The following is a 17,601-nucleotide window of genomic DNA, read 5'->3' as shown; positions in this document are numbered from 1 at the left end:
AGCGGCATAATGTTTCGGGCTTTTGCCTGAAAGGCTCGGTTCAGTTCCGTTCGCCGGCATGCTCGCCGATAGGCTTTTTGTCCTCAAGGACGCGGCTTTGGTTCAATCCCGCCGCCGTTCAGCGACGCAGTGCCAGGAGCACCACGCCGGCGGTGATCAGGCCGATTCCGCCCCACTGGCGCAGATCGAGTTTCTCGCCCAGCAGGGCCACGCCGATCACTGCGACCAACACCACGCTGAGCTTGTCCACCGGCGCCACCAGCGAGGCCGGGCCGAGTTTCAGAGCGCGGAAATAGCACAGCCAGGAGGCCCCGGTGGCCAGTCCCGACAGCAGCAGGAACAGATAGCTCTTGGTGGAAATCGATCCCAGGGACTGATATTGGCCCGTTGCGTACAAAATCAAGGCCAGGCTGACCAGTACCACCACGGTGCGCAGCAGGGTGGCGAAGTCTGAATTGACGTTTTCTATCCCGACTTTGGCGAAGATCGCCGTCAAAGCGGCGAAAGTTGCCGAGAGCAGCGCCCAGAATGTCCACGAGGAAAAAAAGCCTGAACCCATGTTCGCGCTGCCTTTTCTGCACTGACTGTAGGAGCCGGCTTGCCGGCGAAGAGGCCCTTGAGCCGGTCATCGCCTGTGAGATTCGCCGGCAAGCCGGCTCCTACGGACCGTTTGGGGTTAGATGGCTTCCAGCTTGGCGTAGCCGAGCATCAGCCATTTGCTGCCTTCGCTGAAGTTGACCTGGACTCGGGCCTGGGCGCCGGCGCCTTCGAAATTGAGGATTACGCCGTCGCCGAACACTGAGTGGCGCACCGCCTGGCCGAGACTCAAGCCGGTGTCCGGAATCTCGCTGCCGCCGAACAGGCTGCTGGTGCTTTGCGACTGGCCACCGCCGAAAGGCCGGCTGACGCTGTTGGACAGGCGTACTTCCTGAATCAGCCCCTTGGGCACCTCGCGGACGAAGCGCGACACCTTGTTGTAGGTTTCGCTGCCGTACAGGCGCCGGGTTTCCGCATAGGTCATCACCAGGTTCTGCATCGCCCGGGTGATGCCGACATAGGCCAGACGGCGTTCTTCCTCAAGGCGGCCGGGCTCTTCCAGGCTCATCTTGTGCGGGAACAGGCCTTCTTCCATGCCCACCAGGAACACGTAGGGGAACTCCAGGCCCTTGGCGCTGTGCAGGGTCATCAGTTGCACGCTGTCTTCATGCTCGTCGGCCTGGGTATCGCCGGCTTCCAGGGAAGCGTGGCCGAGGAAGGCCGCCAGCGGCGTCAGGTCCTCGTCTTCTTCGCTGTTCTCGAAGTTGCGCGCTGCGCTCACCAGTTCCTCAAGGTTTTCCACCCGGGCCTGGCCTTTCTCGCCTTTTTCCGCTTCGTGGTAGGCGATCAGCCCGGACTGCTCGATGACGGTCTGGGTCATCAGGTGCAGGGGCATTTCCAGGGTCTTGGCGGCGAGGTTCTCGATCAGTTCGATAAAGGCCCCGAGGGCACCCGCGGCGCGACCGGTCAGGCCTTTATTGGCCACCAGCTGGCGCATGGCTTCCCACATTGATACATCGCTGTGGCGCGCGTGTTCGCGGATGGCTTCGACGGTTTTCTCGCCGATGCCCCGGGCCGGAACGTTGATCACCCGCTCCAGGGCCGCGTCGTTGCCACGGCCTTCCAGCAAGCGCAGGTAAGCCATGGCGTTCTTGATCTCGGCCCGCTCGAAGAAGCGCTGGCCGCCATAGATGCGGTACGGAATGCGCTCGCGCAGCAGGGCCTCTTCCAGCACCCGGGACTGGGCGTTGGAGCGGTAGAGAATGGCAATGTCGCTGCGGGCCAGGCCAGTCTTCAGCGCGCTCTCGATGGTTTCCACGACATAGCGGGCTTCATCGTGCTCGTTGAAGGCGGCGTACAGGTTGATGGCTTCGCCATCGCCGCCGTCGGTCCACAGCTCCTTGCCCAGGCGCCCGGTGTTGTTGGCGATCAGGGCGTTGGCGGCCTTGAGGATGCCGGCGGTGGAGCGGTAGTTCTGCTCCAGGCGGATCACTTCGGTGTCCGGGAAGTCGGCGGAATACTGGTGAATGTTCTCGATTTTCGCCCCGCGCCAGCCGTAGATCGACTGGTCGTCGTCGCCCACCACCATCAGGCTGTCGCCACCCTTGGCCAGCAGTCGCAGCCAGGCGTACTGCACGGCGTTGGTGTCCTGGAACTCGTCCACCAGCACGTGGCGGAAGCGCTTCTGGTAGTGCGCCAACAGGCCGGGGTGGTCACGCCACAGGTCCAGGGCCCGCAGCAGCAGCTCGGAGAAGTCGATGACCCCGGCGCGCTGGCAGGCGGCCTCGTAGGCTTCATAGATGCTGCGCATGGTGGCCAGGAACAGGTCGCCGCTGGCCTGGATATGTTGTGGGCGCAGGCCTTCGTCCTTCTGCCCGTTGATGAACCACTGGGCCTGGCGGGCTGGCCAGCGTTGCTCGTCCAGGCCCAGCTCGCGGATCACCCGCTTGACCAGGCGTTGCTGGTCGTCGCTGTCGAGGATCTGGAAAGTCTGGCTCAGGCCGGCTTCCTGCCAGTGGGCCCGCAGCAGGCGGTGAGCCAGGCCGTGGAAGGTGCCGACCCACATGCCCGCCGGGTTGATGCCCAGCAATTGCTCGATGCGGTGGCGCATCTCGGCTGCGGCCTTGTTGGTGAAGGTCACCGACAGGATCGAGTGGGGCGAGGCGTTCTCGACCTGGATCAACCAGGCGATACGGTGCACCAGCACACGGGTTTTGCCGGAGCCAGCACCGGCCAGGACCAACTGACGACCCACGGAGGCGGCTACGGCCTGGCGTTGGGCATCGTTGAGGGAGTTCAACAAGAGGGAGAGATCATCGCGCATCGGGGCATTCTAGGGGCCCGCGCCACCCCGGGCAAACCCGGCTTTGCATTAGCCGATAAAACAACCACGGGTGACGACCGGTCGGTCATGGGTCGCAGCCTTTGGCGCTTCAAGTCCGGGCTGTTGCCCCGTGGATTGATGGGGGATCGGTTTTATCGAATTTATGACTTGGAGCAGTTTGGCTCGCGCCTTTGCTTGTGTATGCTCCGCCGACGTTTCAGGCTCAACCATTATAAGAACACTGCCTATGACTCATGATTCCGACCTGTCCGGACCCTTGGTGGAACCGCGGGTCATCCTTCTGCGCTACGCCGTCGAGATGGCGGTGGAACGCACGCGTCTGCTGTATCAGGGCTCGCTGCTGCCGACGCTGTTCATGTTGCTCAACGGCCTGGTGTGCACCTGGCTGCTCTGGAGCCCGGCGCGCTATTTGTTGCTCAGCGTGTGGATGGTCTGGCTGTTGGCCCTGGTGGCCTTGCGGGTGATCCAGGTGGCGGCCTTCGACTCGGCAATCCCCAGCCGCCAGGCGCAGCCGGTCTGGCAGCGCATGTTTCTGCTGGGGTCGACGGTCAGCGGCCTGACCCTGGCCTGCGCCGGCATCGCTCTGGTGCCCACCGACAGTTTTCTCCAGCAGGCCTGGGTCTTCGGCCTGATCGGCGCGGCCATTCTGTCGGCCAGCGTGGCCTATGCGGTCAGCCTGCAGGCCTTCCTTTCCTTCACCTTGCCTTGCCTGCTGCCGGCGATCGCCTACCTGTTCTGGGGTGGCGACGAGCAGCAGCGTGGCTGGGGCTGGCTGGGGCTGATTCTCCTGGGGTCCCTGAGCGTGGTGGCCTGGCAGGTCAATCGCCTGATCCAGCGTGGCTTGCTGCGACGCTTTCAGAATCAGGCCTTGATCGAGCACCTGCAGGACGCCCAGAGCCGCAGCAACCAGCTCAACCGCGAGCTGGCCCGGGAAGTGGAGCAACGCCGCCGCGCCGAGGAGCAATTGCGCGAGGCCCAGGCCGGACTGGAACACCGGGTGGCTCAGCGCAGCCTGGAGCTGGACGCGGCCAACCAGGCCCTGAGCAAGAGCGAGGCACGCCTGGCCCTGGCCCTGGATGCCAGCGAACTGGGCTTGTGGGACTGGAACCTGCAGACCGACGAGGTCCATCACACCCAGCTCAAGGAGCTGTTCGGCCTGGAGCCGGAAGATGTCACGGCGATGCTCAGCCACCTCAAGCCGCGTCTGCATCCCGAGGATCTGCCGGTGCTCAAGCGTGCCCTGGTGGAGCACCTCAAGGGCCGCAGCGAGGACTATCAGGTGGAGTACCGGGTGCGCCATGGCGATGGCCGCTGGGTGTGGGTCGAGGACCGAGGTCGGGCGGTGGAGCGCAGCCCCGGCGGACGGGTGCTGCGCATGGTGGGCACGCGGCGCGACATCAGTGCCGACAAGGAGCTGGAAGTGCAGCGCGACCTGGCCGCCACGGTGTTCGAGGCGGCCAGCGAAGGGATTGTCATCCTTGACCCCGATTACGCCCTGATCGCCGCCAACCAGGCCTTCAGCCTGGTCACCGGCTATCAGGTCGAAGACATGCTCGGGCGCAATGTGGTGGAGCTGTCCTGCAGCCGCGACGCCCGTCGTCACTACCCAATGATCCATCAGGCCCTGGAGCAGCACGGCAGCTGGCAGGGCGAACTGGTGGAAACCCGCAAGAACGGCGAGCTTTATCCGCAGTGGCTGCAACTGAATGTAGTGCGCGACAGGCGGGGAAAAGTCCGGCATATCGTGGGCTTCTTCGCCGATCTGTCGGCCCGGCGTGAATCCGAGGAGCGTATGCGCTACCTCACCCACTATGACGAACTCACCGGGCTGGCCAACCGCTCGCTGTTCCGCGAGCGTCTGCGCGAGGCCCACCAGCGGGTGCGCCAGGGCAGCCGCAGCCTGGCCTTGCTGCACATCAATCTGGATCGCTTCAAGCTGCTCAATGACAGCCTCGGCCATGAAATGGCCGACCAGCTGTTGCAGAAAATGGCCCGGCGGCTGGTCAACGCGCTGCCGGAAGCCGACACCATCGCGCGCTTGTCCGGGGACGAGTTCGCCGTGCTGTTCGATGCCTACGGCAGCCTGTCGAGCCTGACCCGGGTGGCGACCCGCTTGTTGAGCAAGTTGCGCCTGCCGATCACCGTTGAAGGCCACGAGTTGGTGGTCAGCGCCTCCATTGGCATCAGCATGCTGCCGGACAGCGCCAGGGAGGTCGCCGCCCTGGTCAGCCAGGCGAACATGGCCATGGCCCACGCCAAGCACCTGGGTGGCAACAACTTCCAGTTCTATACCGAAAGCCTGCAAGCCAGCACCCTGGAGCGGCTGCAACTGGAGAACCAGTTGCGCAAGGCCATCGAAGAACACCAGCTGATGGTCTTCTACCAGCCCAAACTGTGCCTGGCCACGGGCCGCCTGAATGCCGCCGAGGCGCTGGTGCGCTGGGACCATCCGATCATGGGCCGGGTGCCGCCGGGAGACTTTATCGGTCTGGCGGAAGAAACCGGGCTGATCGGCCCCATTGGTGAATTCGTCTTGCGCCAGGCCTGCCGGCAGGCCTGTGAATGGCAGCGCCAGGGCCTGGAACCGATTCGGGTGTCGGTCAACCTGTCGGTGTATCAGTTGCGCCAGGGCAAGCTGGTTAGCCTGGTACGCCAGGTGCTGGAGGAAACCGGCCTGGAGCCGCACCTGCTGGAGCTGGAACTGACCGAAAGCCAGTTGCTGGACAGCGTCGAGCACATCATCGCCACCTTCCGGCAACTACGCGCCCTGGGGGTGAAGCTGGCGATTGACGACTTCGGCACCGGCTACTCGTCCCTGAGCTACCTCAAGCGGATTCCGGTGGACTACGTGAAGATCGACCAGGCCTTTATCCGTGGGCTGGCCGATGGCGGCGAGGATGCCGCGATCACCCGGGCGATCATCGCCATGGCCCACGGGCTGTCGCTGAAGGTGGTGGCCGAAGGCGTTGAAGAACCCGGTCAACTGACGTTCCTGCGGGCCGAACACTGCGATGAAGTGCAGGGCTATCTGATCAGTCGTCCGGTGGACGCCGAAGGCCTGGCGCTGCTGTTGCAGGCCCAGGCGCGCTAGCCTTCATGGGCGTGCGCCAGAACGGCTACATAAGTCGTACCCGGCTGAAAATGGGGGGTAGGCCGGCAACTTCGTGATGCATTGAGCAGGCAAAAAGACGATTCCTGTAGTATAACTACAAGCCTGCTACATCTCCGGCGTCAGCCAATAACAATGAGTCCAGCCCTTTGAACCTGTTGCAGCACATCGCCCAGTCACGTCATTTGTTACGCAAATCGGAACTCAAGGTCGCCGATCACGTGCTCCTTGATCCGGCGGCGGTGATGCACAGTTCCATGGCGGACCTGGCCCACAGCGTGGGCATCAGCGAACCGACCATCGTGCGCTTTTGCCGAGCCATCGGCTGCTCCGGTTTCCAGGACCTCAAGCTCAAGCTGGCCCAGAGCCTCGCCGCCGGCGCCAGTTTCGGCCAGTTCGCGATTCATGAAGACGATTCCGTCGCCGACTACAGCCTGAAGATCTTCGACACCACCCTGCACACCCTGATGGAGGTTCGCGAGAAGCTCGATCCGGTGGCCCTGCAGCAGGCGGTGACCGCCATGTCCCAGGCCCAGCGCGTGGAGTTCTACGGCTTCGGCGCCTCGGGCGCGGTGGCGGCGGATGCCCAGCACAAGTTCTTTCGCCTGCTGCTGACCGCGGCGGCCTATTCCGACCCGCACATGCAGGCGATGTCGGCGGTGACCCTCAAGCCCACCGACGTGGCGATTTGCATTTCCCAATCCGGGCGCTCCAAGGACCTGCTGATCACCGCCAACCTGGTGCGTGAAAGTGGCGCCTCGCTGATCACCCTGTGCCCGAGCCAGACGCCTTTGGCCGAGCTGTCCACGGTCAACCTGGCCATCGACGTCCATGAAGACACCGAGATCTACACCCCGCTGACCTCGCGTATCGCCCATCTGGTGGTGATCGACGTGTTGGCGATGGGCGTGGCCATGGCTCGTGGCCCGAGCCTGGTGAACCACCTCAAGAGCGTCAAGCGCAGCTTGCGCAGCCTGCGCCTGTCGCCCAAGTCGGTCAAAGCCCTGGACGATTGAGTTTCTCTGGCCGGTGATGAGGCCTCAGGGTTGTGCATCGCGCTGACGGACGCCTTCGCTGGCAAGCCAGCGCCTACTGATAGGTGGGCGCTGTGAATGTTCATCGTCCTGTAACCGACCCGCCGCCAAACCGTAACCGCCGACGTCCATCGTGAAGCTTCCGTACTCGCATTGGGAGACTCGAAATGGCCCGGCCTTACGAAGAGAGCAACAGCGCCGTCAAGACCCGTCGTCAGCAGGAAGACCAGCGCCGCATGGAGTTTCGGCGTGCGATCGAACACCGCTTCGAGCTGCGTCAGTTGCAGCAGGAAATCAACGATTACCCCGAGCTTGAGGCGGTCAATTACTGGCAGGCGGCACCCGCGGCTTCCCGTCGAAGCGTTCAACCAGCCCGCTGATCTGTACCCGTTCGCTGCGGATGAATCCCAGGAACGCATGCGCTACCGGTGACAGGCGTTTGGCTTTGGCCTGTACCAGGCACCAGCTGCGCAGCAATGGCAGCTCTTCGACCGGCAACTCGATCAAGCCGCCGGTCGCCAACTCAAGGTTCAGGGCGTGGCGCGTCAGCAAGGCCACGCCCAGGCCCGCCCGCACGCACTCGCGCTGAGCCTCGGCCGACGACACTTCGAGGATCTGGGTGAAGTGCACGCGCTTCTCCTTGAAGTACTCCTCGCAGGCCAGGCGCGTGCCCGAGCCCGGTTCGCGCAGCACCAGGGTGTAGGGCTCCAGGTCCTGCAGGCGCAGCGGGCCCATGTGGCTCAGGGGATGATCCGGTGGCGCTACGGCAACGATCGGGTTGTTGAGAAACGGCAGGAATTCCAGCTCCATGTCCTGGGGCACCATGGACATGATCACCAGATCGTCGCGGTTGTCCGAGAGTCGGCGGATCACCTGGGCGCGGTTGACCACGGTCAGTTGCAGGTGGACTTCCGGATGCTGGCGCTTGAAGGCGGCGAACAGGTGCGGGACGAAATACTTGGCGCTGGATTCCACCGCCAGCTTGAGCTGGCCCTGCAGCGAGCCCTGCATGTCCGAGAGCTGCATGTCGAGGTTTTCCAGGCGTCCGAAGATGTCCCGGCTGGCCCGTTGCAGGGCTTCGGCGGCTTCGGTCATGTAGAGCTTCTTGCCGACGTAATCGAACAACGGCTGGCCGATCAGTTCCTCCAGCTGACGGATCTGCAGGCTGACTGCCGGCTGGGTGAGATTCATTTCATCGGCGGCGCGGCTGTAGGAGCGCAGATCACAGACTTCATTGAAAATCTGCAACTGACGCAATGTCAGTCTCATCAAGGACTTACGCATTTATGGAGTGCTCGCGCCTGGGGCTTGTGGCACGACTATAAGTCTTTACTTATGCCCAACCCAATAATTATTGATTTTTGTTAATCCCTCTTCAGGGCTAGTGTGACGCGGCGACTGACCTGAAACATTTGGTCACGCGCCGACTCGGTCTAGCGGGTCGTTTGTTCCAACGGCTCAAGGGAACCTCCAAGTGATAAAAAAGATCCTGATCGCCAACCGTGGTGAGATCGCCGTACGAATCGTGCGTGCCTGCGCCGAGATGGGCATCCGTTCGGTAGCGATCTTCTCCGACGCCGATCGCCATGCCCTGCATGTGAAGCGCGCGGATGAGGCCCACAGCATCGGTGCCGAGCCGCTGGCCGGCTACCTGAACCCGCGCAAACTGGTGAACCTGGCGGTGGAAACCGGCTGCGATGCCCTGCATCCCGGCTATGGTTTTCTTTCTGAAAACGCCGAACTGGCGGACATCTGCGCCGAACGTGGAATCAAGTTCATTGGCCCGTCGGCGGAAGTCATCCGCCGCATGGGCGACAAGACCGAAGCCCGCCGCAGCATGATCAAGGCCGGCGTACCGGTGACCCCGGGCACCGAAGGCAACGTCGCGGATATCCACGAAGCCCTGGCCGAAGGCGACCGCATCGGCTACCCGGTGATGCTCAAGGCCACCTCCGGTGGCGGCGGCCGCGGCATCCGTCGCTGCAACAGCCGTGAAGAGCTGGAGCAGGCCTTCCCCCGAGTGATTTCCGAGGCCACCAAGGCCTTCGGTTCGGCGGAAGTGTTCCTGGAAAAATGCATCGTCAATCCCAAGCACATCGAAGCGCAGATCCTCGGTGACAGCTTTGGCAACGTGGTGCACCTGTTCGAGCGCGACTGCTCGATCCAGCGCCGCAACCAGAAGCTCATCGAAATCGCCCCGAGCCCGCAACTGACCCCCGAACAGCGCGCCTACATCGGCGACCTGTCGGTGCGCGCGGCCAAGGCCGTGGGCTACGAGAACGCCGGCACCGTGGAGTTCCTGCTCGCCGAGGGCGAGGTGTACTTCATGGAGATGAATACCCGGGTGCAGGTGGAACACACCATCACCGAGGAAATCACCGGCATCGACATCGTTCGCGAGCAGATCCGCATCGCCTCGGGCCTGCCCCTGTCGGTGAAGCAGGAAGACATCCACCACCGCGGTTTTGCCCTGCAGTTCCGGATCAACGCCGAGGACCCGAAGAACAACTTCCTCCCCAGCTTCGGCAAGATCACCCGTTACTACGCCCCCGGCGGCCCCGGCGTGCGTACCGACACGGCGATCTACACCGGCTACACCATTCCGCCGTTCTACGATTCCATGTGCCTGAAGCTGGTGGTCTGGGCCCTGACCTGGGAAGAAGCGATGGACCGTGGCCTGCGCGCCCTCGACGACATGCGTCTGCAAGGGGTCAAGACCACCGCCGCCTACTACCAGGAAATCCTGCGCAATCCGGAGTTCCGTAGCGGCCAGTTCAATACCAGCTTCGTCGAAAGCCACCCGGAACTGACCAACTACTCGATCAAGCGCAAACCCGAAGAGTTGGCCCTGGCCATCGCCGCCGCCATCGCCGCCCACGCAGGCCTATGAATAAACAGCGGCAAGCTTTCAGCGGCAAGCGCCAAGCCAGAGCCGATCGGCTTTCACTTGCAGCTTGTAGCTTTGAGCTTGCCGCTATGAGGAGATACCAATGACTAAGAAGATCTTCGTTACCGACACCATCCTGCGCGACGCTCACCAATCGCTGCTGGCCACCCGCATGCGCACCGAAGACATGCTGCCGATTTGCGACAAGCTCGACAAAGTCGGCTACTGGTCCCTGGAAGTCTGGGGCGGCGCCACCTTCGACGCCTGCGTGCGCTTCCTCAAGGAAGACCCCTGGGAGCGCCTGCGCCAACTGCGCGCCGCGCTGCCCAACACTCGCCTGCAAATGCTCCTGCGCGGGCAGAACCTGCTGGGCTATCGCCACTACAGCGACGACGTGGTCAAGGCGTTCGTGGCCAAGGCCGCGGTCAATGGCATCGACGTATTCCGCATCTTCGATGCGATGAACGACGTGCGTAACCTGCGGGTCGCCATCGAGGCAGTGAAGGCCGCCGGCAAGCACGCCCAGGGCACCATCGCCTACACCACCAGCCCGGTGCACACCATCGAGGCGTTCGTGGCCCAGGCCAAGCAGATGGCAGCCATGGGTTGCGACTCGATCGCGATCAAGGACATGGCCGGCCTGCTGACGCCTTACGCCACCGGCGAGCTGGTCAAGGCGCTGAAGGCCGAGCTGTCGCTGCCGGTGTTCATTCACTCCCACGACACTGCGGGCCTGGCCGCGATGTGTCAGCTCAAGGCCATCGAGAACGGCGCCGACCACATCGACACGGCCATCTCCAGCTTTGCCTGGGGCACCAGCCACCCGGGCACCGAGTCCATGGTCGCGGCCCTCAAAGGCAGTGAGTTCGACACCGGCCTGGACCTGGAGCTGCTGCAGGAAATCGGCCTGTACTTCTACGCCGTGCGCAAGAAGTACCACCAGTTCGAAAGCGAATTCACCGCGGTCGATACCCGGGTGCAGGTCAACCAGGTGCCGGGCGGGATGATTTCCAACCTGGCCAACCAGTTGAAAGAGCAGGGCGCGCTGAACCGCATGGGCGAAGTGCTGGCGGAGATTCCGCGGGTGCGTCATGACCTGGGCTACCCGCCGCTGGTGACCCCGACCTCGCAGATCGTCGGCACCCAGGCGTTCTTCAACGTCCTGGCCGGCGAGCGCTACAAGACCATCACCAACGAAGTGAAGCTCTACCTGCAAGGCCGCTACGGCAAGGCCCCGGGTCAGGTGGACGAGAACCTGCGGCGCCAGGCCATCGGCAGCGAGGACGTGATCGATGTGCGTCCGGCCGACCTGCTGCAGCCGGAAATGACCAAGCTGCGCGGCGAAATCGGTGTCCTGGCCCATTCCGAAGAAGACGTGCTGACCTACGCCATGTTCCCCGACATCGGGCGCAAGTTCCTCGAAGAGCGTGAGGCCGGCACCCTGGTTCCGGAAGCGCTGCTGCCGATCCCCGAAGCCGGCGGTGTCAGCAAGCCGGGCGGTGAGGGCGTGCCGACCGAGTTCGTCATCGACGTCCATGGCGAAACCTACCGCGTCGACATCACCGGTGTCGGGGTCAAGGCCGAAGGCAAGCGCCACTTCTACCTGTCCATCGACGGCATGCCGGAAGAGGTGGTGTTCGAGCCGCTCAACGAATTTGTCGGCGGCGGTGGCAGCAAGCGCAAGCAGGCCAGCGCGCCGGGCCATGTCAGCACCACCATGCCGGGCAACATCGTCGATGTGCTGGTCAAGGAAGGCGATGTGGTCAAGGAGGGTCAGGCGGTGCTGATCACTGAAGCCATGAAGATGGAAACCGAAGTCCAGGCTGCGGTGGCCGGCAAGGTGGTGGCGATTCATGTGGCCAAGGGCGACCGGGTCAACCCGGGCGAAATCCTGATCGAAATCGAGGGCTGAGTTCAGGCTCTCATCTGTAACGGTTTACCTCGGGGGAGCTACGGCTCCCCTTTTTTTTGCTTTTTTGAAGTGTCATTTAATGCATTTTCGTGGAGGTAATATTTTATATAAATGCATTTAGGTGCATGTATTGGCATCGTTACCTGGAATAACTGCAATATAATGCGCGGATGATTGAGACGGAACGTCTATTGAAGTGCAGCAAATTACAGGTACCCCAATGCTCCGGCTGACGTTGCAGCTCTACGGCGCAGGGGCGTGGGCCGATGCCATGACCCTGAGTTTCGACAACCCCGCAGAGGGCTTTGCCAGCCCTTGCAGCTTTGGTTATGTCCCGCAGTATCTGGTGGACAACCTGGAAGCTGTTGCCAGCCCGTTGGGCCGTTCGGTCAGTGCACAGATACCTCTGGGGTGGGAGTCCTGGCGAGAAGACCGGGCGCCGGCCTTTCTTTATGACCTGGTCGCCACGCCGGCGGCGCGCGGCTTTTTGCTCCGGCAGATGGGTCATGAGCGGCCCGATGGCGTGGGCAGCGAGTTGTTCCTCCTGGCCCGAAGCACGGCGGCGCCGATTGGCCATCTGCGGATCAAGGAGTCGCTGGCAGGGCTGCACAGGCGCCCGGCCCTGGGCTTCACCCGGGAACAGGTGGTGACCCTGGACAACCGGTTTCTTGAATACGCCCATGAGCAGGCGGCGGCTTTTGGTGGCACGGCGAGCCTCGGAGACGAAGCGCCCAAGCTGTTGCTGACGGAAAACCGCGAGGGCTTGCTGTACCCCGATGCGCTGCTCGATGACGCATATGCAGCGCGTCACTGGTGGGTGAAGTTCCCCCGTAACCCGGCCTCGCCGAATGCCTGCGACATCCTCAGAAGCGAGTTCCACTACTACCGGGCGCTGCAGCAGTTGGGGATCGAGACGCCGGCGGCTTCCGGGCTGGCCCTGGAAGAGGGGCGCCGGCCGAGCCTGTGGATGCAGCGCTTTGACCGTCGGCCAACGCCCGCCGGAGTCGAACGCTTGGCGGTGGAGTCGATCTATTCCCTGGCCGGGCTGGTGGGCCATGGCCAGGGCATGCGCCATACCGAGGTCCTGGGGATTCTCGCCGAACTGTGGCGCGCCACCGGCCAGGAGACGTCGATCCCCGAACTGGTTGCGGACTACCTGCGGCGCGATCTGCTCAACAAGATCCTCGGCAACACCGACAATCACGGCCGCACGCTTTCGGTGGTGCGCACGGATACCGGGGTGCATCTGGCGCCGATCCATGACCTGGCGCCCAAGGTCATGGATGACCAGGGGATTGCCCGCACCACCAAATGGCCCGGGCGCATGGAAGTGGCCGGGGATGTCGATTGGCGCCTGGTGTGCGCCAGCCTCAAGCCGCTGCTCGATCCTGAGGCCGCGTTGACCCGCCTGCGCGCGGATGCCGAACAACTGCGGGCCCTGCCGGACCTGCTGAGTGCCGGCGGCTTGCCCGAAGCCACCCTGAATCATCCGCGCATTCACTTGCGCCACCTGGACCGACGCCTGCAGGAGTGGGGATTGCGATGAACATGACGCTGGAACAACGCGGGGCCCTGATCGACCACATCCAGCAGGAAATGGCGGCCGGTCGCCTGCCGCTTGGCGAGGCGGTCAAGCGCCTGCGTACCGAAGTCACCGGGCTGCATCAGAGTCAGTTCGCCCGCATGTGCCGGATCTCCCTGCGCACCCTGATCCATATCGAACACGGTGACGGCAACCCGACCCTCAAGTCACTGACCGCGGTGTTCAAGCCGTTCGGCCTGCAGATGGGGGTGGTAAAGGTGCACAAGACCAGCCGCGCCCGTTCGCTGTTCGATGAGCTTGAAAGCTCGGAACCAAGCCCGGGGCCTTCCGGGCTTGCGGCTGAACCTCAACCGCGCTTGGCGTAACCCTTGCCGTAGTGCTTTTCCATCCGCGCCTGGATCAGTTCCAGGCCGATGGACAGCAGCCAGTAGATCAGTGCCGCGGTGCTCAGCATCTCGATGTAGCGGTAGCTGGAGCGGCCATAGGACTGGGCCAGGAACATCACCTCCCAGACCCCCATCACCGAGATCAGCGACGAGTCCTTGAGCATCGAGATGAACTGGTTGGTGGTCGGCGGAATGATGGTGCGCATGGCCTGGGGCAGGGTCACCTGCCAGAAGATCACGCTGTCGCTCATGCCCAGGGCCAGGGCCGCCTGGCGTTGGCCGTGGGGCACGCCGAGGAGGCCGGCACGGAAGATCTCGCTGAGGTAGGCGCCGTAGTTCAGCGACAGGGCGATGATCCCGGCGGTGATGGCGCCCGGCACCACCCCCAGTTGCGGCAGGCCGAGGTAGATCAGCAGGATCTGGATCAGCAGCGGCGTGCCGCGAAAGAACGAGGCGTAGAAGCTGGCGATGCCGAACGCCACGGCGCTCGACGACAGGCGCGCCAGGGCGGTGACGAAGCCCAGCAGCGACGAGGCGACGATGGAGCAGGCGCAGAGGAACAGGGTCAGCGCCGCGCCCTGGAGAAAGCCGCTGGGGGACAGGTGCAGGCCCAGCAGGTTTGGCAGCTTGTCGAGGATGATCGAGAACTTCAGGTCGAAGCTCAGGAAGAAGCTGGCGAACAGCCCCAGCAGCGCCGCCCAGGTCAGGTACAGACGGCTGCGAAAGCCCAGCAGGCGCTTGAGCAGCGGTTCAGCCACCGGTTGCGGTGGCCGGGGCGGTGGCGTGTAGGCAGTCATTGGCTGATGTCGGCGCCGATCCACTTCTGCGACAGCTTGCTCAGGGTGCCGTCCTGCTTCAGCTGGGCGAAGACTTCACGCACCTTGGCATTCCACTGCGCATCGCCTTTCTCGATGGCCACCGAGTTGGGCTCGGCGTACAGCGGCTCGCCGGCCAGCTTGAAGCGCGAATCCTGGGTCAGCCGCGGTTGCGCGGTGACCAGGTTGGTGAGGATCGCATCCAGGCGCACGCCCGGGCCCAGGCCGAGGTCCTGGAAGGCCACGTTGTCGGTGTCGTAGGGGGCGATCTGCACGTTCTCGAAGGGGTAGTGCAACTGGGTGTCTTCAGCGCCTTCGATCACCAGGTTCTTGTTCAGGTAACTCTCGTAGCTGGAGGCGGCGGTGAGGCCGACCTTCTTGTCGCTCAGGTCCTTGGCGCTGTGGATCCGCTCATCCTTGGCATTGACCACGATCACCGCCGGCGAGGCGTAGTACTGCACCGGGAAGTCGAAGACTTCGGCGCGGGCCTTGCTCGGGGTCATGGAGCAGATGCAGATGTCGTAGCGCCCGCTCCAGCGGCCGGCGGCGATCACGTCCCAGGATGGGGTTTCCAGGCGCAGCTTGACCCCGAGCTTGTCGGCCACGGCCTTGGCCACGTCGACATCGAAGCCGTCCAGCTGGTTCTGCTCATTGAGGAAGGAGAAGGGCGGGTAGCTTTCCATCAGCACCCCGACCAGTTCCTTTTTCTGCTCGATGCGCTCCAGGGTGGCGCCGGCGAAGGCTTGGGAAGAGGCGGCAAGTACGGTCAGGCCGAGGGCCAGCAGCGGTTTGAAATTCATCGGAATCCTGACTGAAAAAGAGTTGTTATTAACCGAATGGTGCGTATTTAATAGTTATAAGAACGACTCCGGTAGTGAGTTATTTTCATAAGCATATGAGTAAAAAGCATATGGGCGCAGGTAGCACGGTAATTCTGGATGGCGGTATGGGTCGTGAGTTGCAGCGCCGTGGTGCGCCGTTCCGGCAGCCCGAGTGGTCAGCCCTGGCGTTGAGCGAAGATCCCCAGGCGGTGGAGGCGGTGCATGCGGCCTATATCGCCAGTGGTTCCAACGTGATCACCAGCAACAGCTACGCCGTGGTGCCGTTCCACATCGGTGAAGAGCGCTTTGCCGCCGAAGGCCAGGCCCTGGCGGCCCTGGCCGGTGAGTTGGCGCGTCGCGCGGTGGAGGCCTCCGGCAAGCCGGTGCGGGTGGCGGGTTCGTTGCCGCCGCTGTTCGGCTCCTATCGCCCGGATCTGTTCGATGCGTCCCGGGTCGAGGAAGTGCTGAGCCCGCTGGTTAACGGGCTGGCGCCGTTCGTGGACCTGTGGCTGGCGGAAACCCAAAGCTCGATCGCCGAAGCGCGGGCCATCCACGCGGGACTGCCCGAGGACGGCAAGCCGTTCTGGCTGTCCTTCACCCTGAAGGATGAAGATGTCGATGAAGTGCCGCGCCTGCGTTCCGGCGAGCCGGTGGCTGACGCGGCGGCGGTGGCGGCGCAACTCGGGGTGCAGACCCTGCTGTTCAACTGCAGCCAGCCGGAAGTGATCGGTGCGGCGGTGGATGCGGCCCGTGACACCTTCGAGCGCCTGGGGGCGCAGATCCACATTGGCGTGTACGCCAACGCCTTCCCGCCGCAGCCCGAGGATGCCACCGCCAACGACGGCCTGTGCCCGCTGCGCGAAGACCTGGATCCGCCGGGTTATCTGCGATGGGTAGCGGACTGGCACCAGCGCGGTGCCAGCCATGTCGGCGGTTGCTGCGGCATCGGGCCGGAGCATATTGCGGTGTTGGCGCAGAAGCTCGGTTGAGTCCTTCGCTGGCAAGCCAGCTCCTACAAGGTTCGGGTTCACCGCAATTCCTGTAGGAGCCGGCTTGCCGGCGAAAATCCCGCTTACCCGCGACACTCCGCCAGCGACTTGAGTTGCCCCGCGCCGCTCTGGTTCTCATCGCTGAGCCATTGCTCGAAGCCCTTGGCAATCGCCGGCCATTCCCCGTCCAGGATCGAGAACCACGCGGTATCGCGATTCTGCCCCTTGGCCACCATGTGCTGGCGAAACACACCCTCGAAGCTGAAACCCAGACGTTCCGCGGCGTAGCGCGAGCGGGCATTGGCGTTGTTGCACTTCCATTCCAGGCGTCGGTAGCCCAGGGCGAAGGCTTCCTTGGCCAGCAGGTACACCGCCTCGGTGCTCTTGGGCGAGCGCTGCATCGGCGCGCCGAAGGTGACGTGGCCGATCTCGATGCGGCCCTGGGCCGGGACGATGGACATCAGGCTGATAAGGCCCTGGGCCTGGCCACTGGCGCGGTCGATCACGGTGAAGAAATACGGATCGCTGGCAAGGGCGTGGTTGCCGAGCCAGGCATCGAACGCCGGGCGCTCGGGGAAGGGGCCGTAAGGCAGGTAGTTCCACAGCACAGGGTCGGCGCCAGGGCCTTGCAGCACCTGAAACAGCTCATCGCCGTGGCGCGTCGGGTCGAGCCTTTCCAAACGGATGAAGCGCCCTTCAAGCAGGGTGGCCGAAGGGGCGGGGACGCCTTTCCAATCGGCAAGTGAAATCGACATGCAGTGGCTCCTTGGCAATTCAGAGGGGTTTGCGGAACTGGATGAAGCCCGGGCGCTCGGCAATGCGCTCATACAGCTGGATGGCCGTGGCATTGGTTTCGTGGGTCAGCCAATGCACCTTGGCGCAGCCGTCCTGCTTGGCCTGGGCATAGACGAATTCGATCAGTTGGCGGCCGACACCGGTGCCGCGCTGGTCCGGGGTCACCAGCAGGTCTTGCAGGTAGCAGGCGTTCTCGATGCTCCAGTTGGAGCGGTGGTAGATGAAATGCACCAGGCCCACGGCGCGCTCGCCGTCCCAGGCCAGGGCGGCATGGGTCGGTTCGCGGGCATCGAGAAAACGCTGCCAGGTGCTCTGGGTCACGGCGTCCGGCAGCTCGGTTTCATAGAAGCGCAGGTAGGCCTGCCACAGAGGCAGCCAGGCGGCGTGATCGGCGGTGGTGACGGGGCGGATCTGGATCTGGCTCATGAA

Annotated in this window: 14 protein-coding genes and 1 pseudogene; 8 read left to right on the top strand and 7 right to left on the bottom strand. The window is 63.6% G+C overall.

Annotated features, from left to right (window positions below; translation table 11 throughout):
• Positions 1 to 118 precede the first annotated feature (118 nt).
• Together BLV47_RS22930 and uvrD are read right to left on the bottom strand one after the other, a co-directional pair.
• The gene (locus tag BLV47_RS22930) at positions 119 to 559 is read right to left on the bottom strand and encodes an EamA family transporter (RefSeq protein WP_092317867.1); all 441 of its coding nucleotides are present in this window, start codon (positions 557 to 559) and stop codon (positions 119 to 121) included.
• Between the two features lie 117 nt (positions 560 to 676).
• The gene (gene uvrD, locus BLV47_RS22925) at positions 677 to 2,860 is read right to left on the bottom strand and encodes a DNA helicase II (RefSeq protein ID WP_092317864.1); all 2,184 of its coding nucleotides are present in this window, start codon (positions 2,858 to 2,860) and stop codon (positions 677 to 679) included.
• A 247-nt stretch (positions 2,861 to 3,107) separates the two neighbouring features.
• Between uvrD and BLV47_RS22920 the strand changes: the two genes are divergently transcribed.
• The 3 genes from BLV47_RS22920 to BLV47_RS22910 all read left to right on the top strand — a co-directional run bounded on the left by BLV47_RS22920 (position 3,108) and on the right by BLV47_RS22910 (position 7,404).
• Positions 3,108 to 5,972 (top strand): putative bifunctional diguanylate cyclase/phosphodiesterase, encoded by a 2,865-nt coding sequence (locus BLV47_RS22920; protein ID WP_092317861.1) that lies wholly within the window; start codon positions 3,108 to 3,110, stop codon positions 5,970 to 5,972.
• Positions 5,973 to 6,139: 167 nt separating this feature from the next.
• Positions 6,140 to 7,006: a transcriptional regulator HexR gene (hexR, locus tag BLV47_RS22915; RefSeq protein WP_011064325.1), complete on the top strand. Its 867-nt coding sequence runs from the start codon at positions 6,140 to 6,142 to the stop codon at positions 7,004 to 7,006.
• Between the two features lie 185 nt (positions 7,007 to 7,191).
• Positions 7,192 to 7,404, top strand: coding sequence for a PA3496 family putative envelope integrity protein (locus BLV47_RS22910; protein WP_016966283.1), 213 nt, complete (start codon positions 7,192 to 7,194; stop codon positions 7,402 to 7,404).
• Here BLV47_RS22910 and BLV47_RS22905 read toward each other — a convergent pair.
• Positions 7,346 to 8,308, bottom strand: coding sequence for a LysR family transcriptional regulator (locus BLV47_RS22905; protein ID WP_060845023.1), 963 nt, complete (start codon positions 8,306 to 8,308; stop codon positions 7,346 to 7,348). The two genes, BLV47_RS22910 and BLV47_RS22905, sit on opposite strands and share 59 nt — an antisense overlap.
• A gap of 190 nt (positions 8,309 to 8,498) precedes the next feature.
• On the opposite strand from BLV47_RS22905, the gene BLV47_RS22900 reads away from it, so the two are divergent.
• The 4 genes and pseudogenes from BLV47_RS22900 to BLV47_RS22885 all read left to right on the top strand — a co-directional run.
• Complete coding sequence (locus BLV47_RS22900) at positions 8,499 to 9,914, top strand: acetyl-CoA carboxylase biotin carboxylase subunit (protein ID WP_092317858.1); 1,416 nt, start codon at positions 8,499 to 8,501, stop codon at positions 9,912 to 9,914.
• 100 nt (positions 9,915 to 10,014) lie between these two features.
• Positions 10,015 to 11,823, top strand: a complete 1,809-nt coding sequence (gene oadA / locus BLV47_RS22895) for a sodium-extruding oxaloacetate decarboxylase subunit alpha (protein ID WP_092317855.1) — start codon at positions 10,015 to 10,017, stop codon at positions 11,821 to 11,823.
• Between the two features lie 271 nt (positions 11,824 to 12,094).
• Complete coding sequence (locus tag BLV47_RS22890) at positions 12,095 to 13,369, top strand: type II toxin-antitoxin system HipA family toxin (RefSeq protein WP_092320558.1); 1,275 nt, start codon at positions 12,095 to 12,097, stop codon at positions 13,367 to 13,369.
• Positions 13,366 to 13,626 (top strand): annotated as a pseudogene (locus BLV47_RS22885) (helix-turn-helix domain-containing protein); the annotation flags it as partial. The gene BLV47_RS22890 and the pseudogene BLV47_RS22885, both read left to right, overlap by 4 nt.
• An 86-nt stretch (positions 13,627 to 13,712) precedes the next feature.
• Here the strand turns inward: BLV47_RS22885 and BLV47_RS22880 are convergent.
• Positions 13,713 to 14,549 carry an amino acid ABC transporter permease gene (locus BLV47_RS22880; protein WP_092317852.1) on the bottom strand — a complete coding sequence of 279 codons (837 nt, stop codon included), beginning with the start codon at positions 14,547 to 14,549 and terminating at the stop codon, positions 13,713 to 13,715.
• Positions 14,546 to 15,367 carry an ABC transporter substrate-binding protein gene (locus BLV47_RS22875; protein WP_092317849.1) on the bottom strand — a complete coding sequence of 274 codons (822 nt, stop codon included), beginning with the start codon at positions 15,365 to 15,367 and terminating at the stop codon, positions 14,546 to 14,548. The genes BLV47_RS22880 and BLV47_RS22875 overlap by 4 nt, the downstream gene beginning before the upstream one ends.
• 110 nt (positions 15,368 to 15,477) lie before the next feature.
• Here BLV47_RS22875 and BLV47_RS22870 point away from each other — a divergent pair, with 110 nt between their 5' ends.
• A complete protein-coding gene (locus BLV47_RS22870; protein ID WP_092317839.1) occupies positions 15,478 to 16,377 on the top strand; it encodes a homocysteine S-methyltransferase family protein in 900 nt (299 codons plus the stop codon).
• Between the two features lie 83 nt (positions 16,378 to 16,460).
• Here BLV47_RS22870 and BLV47_RS22865 read toward each other — a convergent pair whose 3' ends face one another.
• Positions 16,461 to 17,132, bottom strand: a complete 672-nt coding sequence (locus tag BLV47_RS22865; protein WP_092317836.1) for a GNAT family N-acetyltransferase — start codon at positions 17,130 to 17,132, stop codon at positions 16,461 to 16,463.
• A 19-nt stretch (positions 17,133 to 17,151) separates the two neighbouring features.
• Entirely contained in the window at positions 17,152 to 17,598 is a 447-nt protein-coding gene (locus BLV47_RS22860) for a GNAT family N-acetyltransferase (protein WP_092317833.1), read from the bottom strand.
• Between the last annotated feature and the right edge of the window lie 3 nt (positions 17,599 to 17,601).

Origin of the sequence: Pseudomonas saponiphila, assembly GCF_900105185.1 — a bacterium.
Taxonomy (GTDB): domain Bacteria; phylum Pseudomonadota; class Gammaproteobacteria; order Pseudomonadales; family Pseudomonadaceae; genus Aquipseudomonas; species Aquipseudomonas saponiphila.
The sequence above is the reverse complement of the archived record's forward strand: the minus strand, read 5'-3'. Positions and strand labels throughout refer to the sequence as shown.